Consider the following 9201-nt stretch of genomic DNA (forward strand, 5'->3'; position numbering starts at 1 on the left):
TCGGGGGCAGATGTGCGACTGTGGCATCAGAGCCTGATCAAGTTGCTGCCAAGACAGCAGCTCCTGGGGCAGCATCGGGAGATCACGGCCCTGAGGGGGCTTGGGTGGGGACGTAAGCATGCCACTGTGGATTATGTCTTCAGGCATTCACCATACAAGCTCTTCCAGTTTCACATCCTGGTCATGGATGAGATGAGCTCCAGAGGATACCACCCCGACCCTGATTGGCGCGACCCCCTCTATCGGGGGCAGCGCTGCAAATCATACGACCAGCTGAAGGCCGTACGACTCACCTCGCCGATATACCCGGAGCACACCACGGCATATCTGGAGGAGTGCCTGGAAAACCTCCGGAATAAGGGCATCATCATCCACTTATCAGACCCTGACCCTGACGTGCAGTAGCAGTAATGCATGCCACCCAACATGATGGTCGGTACGCTTAGGGGACGAGACCAGACAGGACGTACCATTCAGAATCAACCAGGCCGCCGTCAACCTCTTCACCGTCGCCATCGCACCACTGCGCTGATGACAGTCGGTCCTGGTCAGTCCTGCCTGTTGACAGGCCTGACCAGGAGGGTGACCAGGACCAGGATCAGGGCCAGGGGCAGGAGGGCCGGGCGAACGCCGGTGTGGTCGGCCAGGAATCCGATGGCTGGCGGGATGATCCAGGAAACCCCGTAATAGGCGGTCGAGATGACCGAGGCCCGCTGGGCCGCCATGGAGGGATCGCGCGTGGCCAGAGTGGTGACGATGGGCACACCCAGAGCGGCGCCGATTCCCCAGATGCCGGTCCCGATCAGGGAGACCAGGAGGACGGGCGAAAGGGAGTAGACCAGGATGCCGAGGGCCGAAACGAGAAGGGTCAGATACAGGCTGGCCATGTTGCCCAGTCGCTCGATGACCCAGGGACCCAGCATCCTGGAGACGATCATCGCCGCCGCAAAGACCGTGGGCGCCAGATTGGCCATGGACTCCGGGGCCTTGAAGGAATCGACCAGACCGATGCTGCTCCAGTCATTGACGGCCCCCTCGCTGGCCTCCAGGGCAACGTTGATCAGGGCCAGCATCAGCACCAGGGAATCGCCCCAGGCCGCCACCTGCTTGCGCATGGGGCTGCGGGTGTCGCCTGCCCCATCCCTACCAGTGTCCCCGGCAGGTCCCGTATCATCACCCTGGGGGTCGGAGGGGCAGATCAGGAGGCAGCAGATTATCAGGACCAGGGTCACCGCAGCGTTGACCGAGAGGTGGACCACCACCGGTATACCCAGATGGGAAATCAAGGAACCCAGACCCAGGGCCAGGAACATACCCAGACTGTAGGAGGCGTGGAACCTGGACATAATCGAATGCTCAGCATTGCGTTCCACCGCCCCGGCTTCAACGGTATTGACCGTTCCCCAGAGACTGATTCCGGCCGAATTGAAGAGAAGCCCCAGGACCACCCCGGGCAGGGAAAGCCTCCAGATGGCAGCCGAAGCGATCATCATACCCAGACACCAGGTCGAGGCAGCCAGGAGCATGGACCGGCGCACACCCAGCCGGTTGGTCAGGACCCCGGAAACCACCATCCCCACCAGGGCACCGCACCCGCCCAGGATGGTCATCAGGGCCAGGGAGGAGGGTTGCAGCCCCAGCATCTCCTTGACTGAAGGCAGGCGGGAGAACCAGGCCGAGGTGCCCGTCCCCATGAAGACGAAAAACCCGAAGGTGGCCAGACGCTCCCGGAACCGACCTTGCCAGACATTGACGCCCATGGGTTCCCGCCTCTCCTCTTCCTGGGTACAGCTCGCCTTCCATCCTCACACCTCTTGGGGACCATGGCACCTTCCTGGGAACCAAGCACGGGCTGCGGGTGATGAAAGGTCGTGGCGGCTCCATCATCAACATCTCATCCACCGAGGGATTCGTTGGCCTGAGCCGGACCGGTGCCTATAACGGCAGCAAGGGCGGCACCAGGCTCCTGACCAAGTCGGCTGCTCTGGATTCGGCCAGCACCGGCTATGATGCCAGGATCAACTCGGTCCACCCCGGCTTCATCTAGACCCCTGATCAGTCGGGAGCCAAAGAGGACCGGATGAGCAAGTTCTCCCCCTCGGGCCACATCGGCGAACCCTACGATGTCGAGGAGATCTGCGTCTACCCGGTCCCGGACGAATCCAAGTTCGCCATGGGCTCCGAATTCGTGGTCGATGGCGGCTTCATCGCCCAGTGACCCGCTCTCCCGGAAAGCGGATGGGTTCCCGAACACGACCATCCGGGAACCCATTCGGAGATATCACAGGACCGGACACACGGCGGCATCGTCATCCATGAATGCAAGCCCGGGCCGGTAAGGAACCCGGCAAAGGAAACCACATCCTGGAAAAGGTTCAGGCCGGCCATAAGAATCCGCAACAGGCAGGGCAGCCAAACCACCATTGCTTCATAGACATTTGCTATTGTCTCTAATGGAGAGGCTGTCACATCCAGGAAAACCGTCAAAGTGAGACGGTCACCCGGATTGTCATGGCACTGCACGACCCCGGCAACTGCTTCATCCGGTGCGGACGATTGAGTCATAAGGATAAGCATGGTAGAAGACACAGGTATCACAGGCACCCGCGGCCACAAGCATCGACGGGGCGGGAACATCACCCTGGCGGTGGTCCTGCTTGTCCTCCTGGCCCTTGCCGTCGGACTGGCGGCCTACAGACCCTCATACCGCTATTACAGGTCGGGCATATCCAGGTGCATGGAGTGGGGAAACGCCTGGAAGATCAGCGACGACCACCTGAACAAGCTCCTGGACTCGATGGAGGCGGTGTCGGGAGGAAACCAGCCTTCGGCCTCCGTCCGAAAGGTCCTGACCCGAATACGACGGCAAGAAGGCAGCGACAGGAAACAGGCCCTCGAAACGGGCATTTACGGCACCAGGGGATGTTCGGCCCGGCAGCTGTCCATGAGCCGACACAGAACGGCAGACATGATGCGTCGGCTGACAGCCAGATCCGAGCAGGCCATCGCCGAGCTGCACAACATGGATACCCACCTGCCACCCCAGGCGGATGACCTGGCCCTGCTCAAGGCGATCATGCCCGGTCTGGCTGAATTCGCCGAGGATTCCAAGACCCAGGTTGGCGAGAACGCCCCCGTCAGATTGACACTGGTCGACGATTTGCACCAGGTCGGAGAGCACCCGGATCCGGGCAGTGTCCCGGCCCTGGTGGAGACCCTGTACCGGGATGCGGACCGGCTCGTCCAGGCCCGGAACGAGCGTCAAGGCATCGACTGCGCACACCAGTCCTGCCTGGCCCTGACCTTTGACGATGGCCCCGACCAGAAACTCACGAACCAGGCTTTGGATGTCTTGGCCAAGAGCCGATCCACCGCCACCTTCTTCCCGGTCGGCCAGAAGGTGGGTCCCCAGACCGCCCCGATACTGGAAAGGATGACCAGGGAGGGCTATCCGGTAGGCAACCACACCTGGAGCCACCAGGACCTCCCCGACTCCATGGCCAAACATCAGGAGGAACAGGAATTCATCCGGTCCGGCCAGGTCATCCGCACTGCCTCCAAGCGAACGGCCGTTATGGTCAGGCCCCCTCATGGGAGGGTGGACGAAGCCAGCAGGACATACATCCGCAATCATCTTGGGGCGGCCATCGCCATGTATGACGTGGACTCATACGACTGGGCCGAAGGTGCCACTCCGGATTCGGTCCACAGGAAGATCAAGGCCGAGCTCCAGCCCGGTTCCATCATCCTCATGCACGACATCCAGCCCCACACCCTGGAGGCACTGCCCGGCCTATTGGACGATCTGCACAATGAGGGATACCGCCCGGTCACCATACCCGAACTGACCGGCGAGTACCCTCGGGCCGGAACCGTCTACTACTCCCGGACCAACATTCTGAGACCCTGAGACCCGGATGACCGGGTGCTCTCCAGGCACAGAAACTGCGACCGTCTTTGACCTCGACCACCAGTAATCCCAAACAGGAGACGGGTTCCGCCATGCGACAATTCCTCGGTCACCATCCCCATTCCCGCCCTGAAATTTGGTATCGTTAGAGATGGAAGCGTTGTTGCATCCAGGAGGGCCGTCGAGGATTGATGGTCAGCCACTTGTCATGGCACTGCACGGTCATGACATCCGCTTGACCCCGTGCAGGCGGTCCAATCAGAAAGGTCAGTCATGGCAGAAGATACACTCATCGTCGTCGATACGTCCATGTTCGCAAAGGATGCCGCGGCAAAGACGGCCAAGGCCAATGAGGTGGCGAGGAAGTACGGAATCAGTGACGAGGCCCTGAAGAAGGTCGAGGACTACAAGGGCCAGCTGGCCTACCACCAGGCCTGGGACCTGCCCTTCCTGGGATACGTGGACGAGGACGGCTACGGATATGCCTATGTGCCTGACAAGGCCGTGGCGGCCGACGGTTGGGATGCCCACAAGGCCTTCCTGGACCTGCCTGACGACGTGCAGACGGCCTTCGCCATCCGCATGCTCTTCACCCACCGTGACCTTGACCGCCACGGAGCCGAAATGTTCCTCCACCACGGGCGCGGTCTCAATGTGCGCTTCGAGGGTCCCACCTCGGCCAGCTACTGATCGGTTGCGGCCCGATCCCCAATGCCCCGGAGGCCATCGCCCTCCGGGGCTTTCCATGTGTCCATGCCGGACTACATCGAAGCTTGTCACATCCGCGGCAAGGCGGCATCCAGGGCAATCCCGATCCAACCAGACCAGACCGGGCCTGGTGGTCAGAATACGAGACTGAAAAGGTTGGGCAGAACCACACCGATCACTGCCCCGATGCAGGGACCCACGAAGGGAACCCAGGCGTAACCCCAATCCGCATCATCCTTGTCGGCCATGGGCAGAACCGCATAGGCCACCCGGGCCGAGAAGTCACGCGCCGGATTCAGGGCTGCCCCGGAAACGCCACCAAGGGCCATGACCAGGACCGTGATGACCAGGGCAACGCCCAGGGGACCGACCTGGGTGGGCGTCCCCCCGTTCACGAAGACCCAGGTGACCAGGATGGCCGTGCCGACGATCTCCGAGACCACATTCCAGAAATTCGACCGAATACCCGGTTTGGTGCAGAAGATGGTGAGCTTCACATCAGGGTCGGTATGCAGGTCGAAATGCCTGCGGGTACCCAGGTATCCGATGCAGCACCCCACAAAGGCGCCCAGAAACTGGGCGAGGATGAAGATGCCGACGTTGGCGGCGGTCACCGGTATGCCCCCCTTCCCCATGGGCAGTCCGTTCAGGGTGGCCTTGGGGTCGATCCAGTGGCTGACGACCCTGGCCAGGGTGACCGAGGGGTTGAGATGTCCACCGGTGCGCCAGCCCACATAAACACCTACATAGACGGCCAGACCCCAGCCCAGGGCGGCATTGATCCAGTCGGACCTGTAGGCGGCGTTTCGCGGAAGGGACCTGCTGGCCGAAACCATGACGGCAATGGCCATCATCGCGGCCGTTCCCAGAAACTCCGACCCGAACATCTCAATGCCGCTTATCATGCCTGGACCTCATTGCTCCTTGTAGTCAAACGCACGGAATGTGGCCATTTCTCCGTAACCCGAATAGTCGACTGCGGCCATTCCCACGAAGGCGCCGGTAAAGTACCCGTCAAGCTCCTGCAGGACGTAATCGTCCGACAGGATCGCCGCATCAAGGGTAACCGGAACGGGGTACCACTGCCTGCCATCGAAGGAATACCGATAGGAGTACGTGGCTCTACGAACCTGGGTCCTCAGCCAGACATCGGCCCCCTCAGGAACCGGTATGGCCTTCTCCTTCAGGTAGGACGTGTACCTGTTCCTGTCGGACTGGGCCACCTCGATGACCCGCGTCTTCCGCTCCTCGTCCCAGGTGACGAAGATCCAGCTGAAGTTGGCGTCACTGTAGTAGTTGGTCAACCCCGCCATGGCCTGGTAGGTGTGCGGATCGAAACTCAACCGCACCTGGGCATCGAACTCGAACGCCTGCCAACGCCTGGCCACCAGGGAGAGGTCGAAGAGGTTGTGCAGGGACCCCTGACCCCTGAGCTGCAAGGAACCGCCGCCCACGGAACCCATCTTCCGGTCGAAGGGCACACGCAGGGTGTTCCAGTCCGGCCCCAGCTTGTTCGATTGGAAGTCGTCATGCTGATGGTGCTCGGTGGTGCCATCCGACTCCATGGCATCCGAAGGGGCCTCCACAAAGCGTTTCCCTCCATGGCCGCCTTCAATATGGGGCCACCCGTCTTGATCCCAGTCGACCTTCTGGATGGATGTCTCACGTCCGAGCGTGCACCATCCCCGTGGGTCATTGACCGATTCCTCGGGTCGGTGCCAGGGGCGACCACAGAGGGAGGCGTAGTACCACTCCCCCGAGGGCGTATCTACCAGGGAACCATGCCCCTGCTTCTGCAGGTACGACCGGGGCGTATCGAAGTTGCCCAGGAAGGGTTCGTCACCCGGCATGGTCAGGAAGGATTCGGCATCCAGGGTCCGCGAGCGCGATACGGTCTCCTGGTGGGCATAGGTGGTCCCACCCTCGGCGGCGAAGAGGTAGTACCACCCATTGATCTTGTATATGTGGGGCCCCTCCGACAGCTTGGCATCCGTCCCCCTCCAAATGGTCCTGGCGGTCTCTGGCAGGAGATGCATGGTGTCGGTGTCGAACTCGGTCAGGCTTATGCCATCAAAGTGATGGTGGTATTCACGGTGGTCCCAGGTCTGCTGGACCAGGTACTTCCTCCCGTCGTCATCATGGAAGAGGGATGCATCGAACCCCACGTAGTTGAGCGGGATCGGATCGGTCCAGGGGCCGTCGATTCGTTCGGCGCTGGTCAGGTAGTTGGTACCGTCCTTGAAGGTGCCGGTGACCATCTTGACATCGGAGAAGACCAGCCAGAACCGCCCATCCGCATACGACAGGTCGGGAGCCCAGACACCTCCGGATGACGGGTCGCCGCGCATGTCGATCATCCTCTTGGAGTCCAGGACGCTGGTCACATACTGCCAATGGACCATATCCCGCGAGGAATGGATGCGCACCCCGGGGAACCACTCGAAGGTGGATGTGGCGATGTAGTAGGTGTCTCCCACGCGAATCATCGATGGATCGGGATGGAAGCCCCTCAGTACAGGATTGTCAATGATCATCGGTATCCCTCTTATGCATATATCACGCGGCCAAGCCCATCGGGCACCCCGCTCATACGATGGAAATATGTGTTTACCTGGTCGCGCCACTCGGTCGCATTGTGCTTCTGGGCCTGGAGTCTCTCGGCAACGTTCTCCCAGTCATCCTGGGGTATCGAGCCTCTGACGCCCTCCCAGAGTCCTATGTATCGATCAACCGCTTCCGCTCCTTCGAAGTGAGAGTTGTAGATGTGCTGGATGAGGGTCTGTCCGTCATGCAGCACATAGGTATAGGGCAGGTGATGGAAGAAAAGCAGGAGTTCCTCAGGCGTTGTATCGACCCGTTCGAAGCGCTCCGCAAGCGCCGGATGGTATTGGGACGTGAAGCCTGTACCTGTGGCCTGGGTCCTGTCGACACCGATCCCGTTCCGATCGGCGAAATGATAGGTTCCCCACCGGTCATACTCATACCCGTTCACATCCACGCCGTAGTGCAGACCGGGCTTGACCATGAACCCCACACCCATGGGGGCGCAGTAGTCACGGAAGGTCTTGTTTGAGGTGAGCATGATCTGCCGGACCGCCTCTGCCGCCGCCCCATGCAGACCCGGGAAGGTGAGGGTCAGCCATTCATCCAGGATGGACTCGGCTGTCGCATCGGCGTCCCAGCACATTCGACCGAATCCGTACAGGTTGGCCTGGGCCAGGGTATTTCCGGTCCAGTTCCTGTCCATGCCCACATTGCTGACCCCAGCGAACCCTGTGCGCGAGGGTACAAGACTCAGACGGGGAACCACTGCCCGCACGCGGGAATCAGACAGGGGGGCGCAGGTGTCCCAATCAGTCATGGCCAGCCATTGGGGCAGCACATAGTTGATATCGATCTGCTGTCCGAGGTATTCGGCCGTGATTTGGAACTCGACCATGAGATTGGTCCGGGTCATCCGACCAATCAGGGGGTTGAGCGGTTCACTGACCTGGAAATCGATGGGGCCGAACTTGACCTGGAGGATGACATTGTCGGCGAACTGACCATCGAGATTGATGAAGTTGTCGTAGGTGGACCTGGCACGGTCAAGACTCCTGTCCCTCCAGTCCTGGTGGCAGTCGTAGACGAAGGCCCTCCATATGACCAGGCCGCCATGTCTGTCAAGGGACCGGGCCAGCATATTGGCCCCGTCGACATGGGTGCGCCCATACTGCATGGGGCCCGGCTCCCCCTCAGCGTCCGCCTTGACCAGGAAACCTCCGAACCTGGGAATGCGCCGATATATGTCATCGACGATTCCTTCCCACCAGGCGACCACACCCTCATCCAGGGGGTCGGCCGTGGGCATGCCTCCTATATCGATGGGGGAGGCGAAGTTCACCGAGAGGAAGGTCCTGATGCCGAACTGAGCGAAGATGTCGGCGAGGACCGCGACCCGATCGATATACGGAGGCCTGATCAGGCTCCGGGCCAGACCACGCACGTTCACATTGTTCAGGGCAATGGCATTGATACCAATCGAGGCAAGAAGGCGGGCGTAAGCGAGGACTCGCGCCAAGTCGCCACGGAAGGGGTCATCCCCGTTCCTCTGCGGGAAGGCTCGGAAATCGTCATGGCGGTTGGAACACAGTTCTCCGAAGAAGATGGATTCGCCTGCATACCCACGTTCCACCGACCCGTCGGTCTGGTCCCAGTGGTCGATCATCCGCAGGGCCTGATCCGGAACCGAGGTGTAGTCGTAGACCTGTTCGCCACAGGCCACCCTGCGAATCCATCCATAGAGACCATAGAGCAGGGCCGTGGCCGTGTTGCCCTCGATCTTGACGCAGTCACCCTCCCTACGAAGGCGATATGCTTCATCCCCGTCGAGCAGACCGGCCCTGGCGGTGAGGATCAGATTAGGCTTTTCCTGCGCTGATGCCTGAGCAGCGCCACAGAAGTCAGTCAGCTCCCGATAGAGCCGCTCGGCGACGGGATTCAGAAAATCCAGACCTTCCAAACAGAATCGATAGGCACTGGCGATGGGGCGGACAACCTCATCGGACAACCACATGGGCTCAAACATGCTCTTTTCTTTCTTT

At 60.9% G+C, this 9201-nt stretch carries 9 protein-coding genes; 5 read left to right on the forward strand and 4 right to left on the reverse strand.

The genetic code is table 11. The features are described from left to right. Positions 1 to 405, forward strand: a 405-nt coding sequence (locus tag Q0K62_RS07375; protein ID WP_297317331.1) for a TIGR02328 family protein, incomplete at its 5' end; no start/stop codon positions are given. Between the two features lie 143 nt (positions 406 to 548). On the opposite strand, the gene Q0K62_RS07380 is transcribed toward Q0K62_RS07375, so the two are convergent. After that, on the reverse strand, positions 549 to 1760 hold the full coding sequence (locus Q0K62_RS07380) for an MFS transporter (protein WP_297317332.1): 1212 nt from the start codon (positions 1758 to 1760) through the stop codon (positions 549 to 551). A 74-nt stretch (positions 1761 to 1834) separates the two neighbouring features. Here Q0K62_RS07380 and Q0K62_RS07385 point away from each other — a divergent pair, with 74 nt between their 5' ends. From Q0K62_RS07385 to Q0K62_RS07400, 4 genes are all read left to right on the forward strand, one after another. Further along, a complete protein-coding gene (locus tag Q0K62_RS07385; RefSeq protein ID WP_297317339.1) occupies positions 1835 to 2047 on the forward strand; it encodes an SDR family NAD(P)-dependent oxidoreductase in 213 nt (70 codons plus the stop codon). A 33-nt stretch (positions 2048 to 2080) separates the two neighbouring features. Beyond that, complete coding sequence (locus Q0K62_RS07390; RefSeq protein WP_297317333.1) at positions 2081 to 2218, forward strand: hypothetical protein; 138 nt, start codon at positions 2081 to 2083, stop codon at positions 2216 to 2218. 357 nt (positions 2219 to 2575) lie between these two features. Next, positions 2576 to 3910: a polysaccharide deacetylase family protein gene (locus Q0K62_RS07395; protein WP_297317334.1), complete on the forward strand. Its 1335-nt coding sequence runs from the start codon at positions 2576 to 2578 to the stop codon at positions 3908 to 3910. 273 nt (positions 3911 to 4183) lie between these two features. Beyond that, entirely contained in the window at positions 4184 to 4600 is a 417-nt protein-coding gene (locus Q0K62_RS07400; RefSeq protein ID WP_297317335.1) for a glycerophosphodiester phosphodiesterase, read from the forward strand. Positions 4601 to 4752: 152 nt separating this feature from the next. On the opposite strand, the gene Q0K62_RS07405 is transcribed toward Q0K62_RS07400, so the two are convergent. The 3 genes from Q0K62_RS07405 to Q0K62_RS07415 all read right to left on the reverse strand — a co-directional run. Further along, positions 4753 to 5523, reverse strand: a complete 771-nt coding sequence (locus Q0K62_RS07405) for an MIP/aquaporin family protein (RefSeq protein ID WP_297317336.1) — start codon at positions 5521 to 5523, stop codon at positions 4753 to 4755. Between the two features lie 9 nt (positions 5524 to 5532). Further along, the gene (locus tag Q0K62_RS07410) at positions 5533 to 7152 is read right to left on the reverse strand and encodes a glycoside hydrolase family 43 protein (RefSeq protein ID WP_297317337.1); all 1620 of its coding nucleotides are present in this window, start codon (positions 7150 to 7152) and stop codon (positions 5533 to 5535) included. 11 nt (positions 7153 to 7163) lie between these two features. After that, on the reverse strand, positions 7164 to 9201 hold a 2038-nt coding region (locus tag Q0K62_RS07415; RefSeq protein WP_297317338.1), incomplete at its 5' end, for a hypothetical protein.

The sequence above is a fragment of the uncultured Bifidobacterium sp. genome, from assembly GCF_945269915.1.
In the GTDB taxonomy this organism is placed as follows: Bacteria; Actinomycetota; Actinomycetes; order Actinomycetales; family Bifidobacteriaceae; genus Bombiscardovia; species Bombiscardovia indica.

Coding starts and splice junctions, on each gene's coding strand:
- Q0K62_RS07380 (WP_297317332.1), bottom strand. CDS start 1,760: ATGGGCGTCAATGTCTGGCAAGGTCGGTTCCGGGAGCGTCTGGCCACC.
- Q0K62_RS07390 (WP_297317333.1), top strand. CDS start 2,081: ATGAGCAAGTTCTCCCCCTCGGGCCACATCGGCGAACCCTACGATGTC.
- Q0K62_RS07395 (WP_297317334.1), top strand. CDS start 2,576: ATGGTAGAAGACACAGGTATCACAGGCACCCGCGGCCACAAGCATCGA.
- Q0K62_RS07400 (WP_297317335.1), top strand. CDS start 4,184: ATGGCAGAAGATACACTCATCGTCGTCGATACGTCCATGTTCGCAAAG.
- Q0K62_RS07405 (WP_297317336.1), bottom strand. CDS start 5,523: ATGATAAGCGGCATTGAGATGTTCGGGTCGGAGTTTCTGGGAACGGCC.
- Q0K62_RS07410 (WP_297317337.1), bottom strand. CDS start 7,152: ATGATCATTGACAATCCTGTACTGAGGGGCTTCCATCCCGATCCATCG.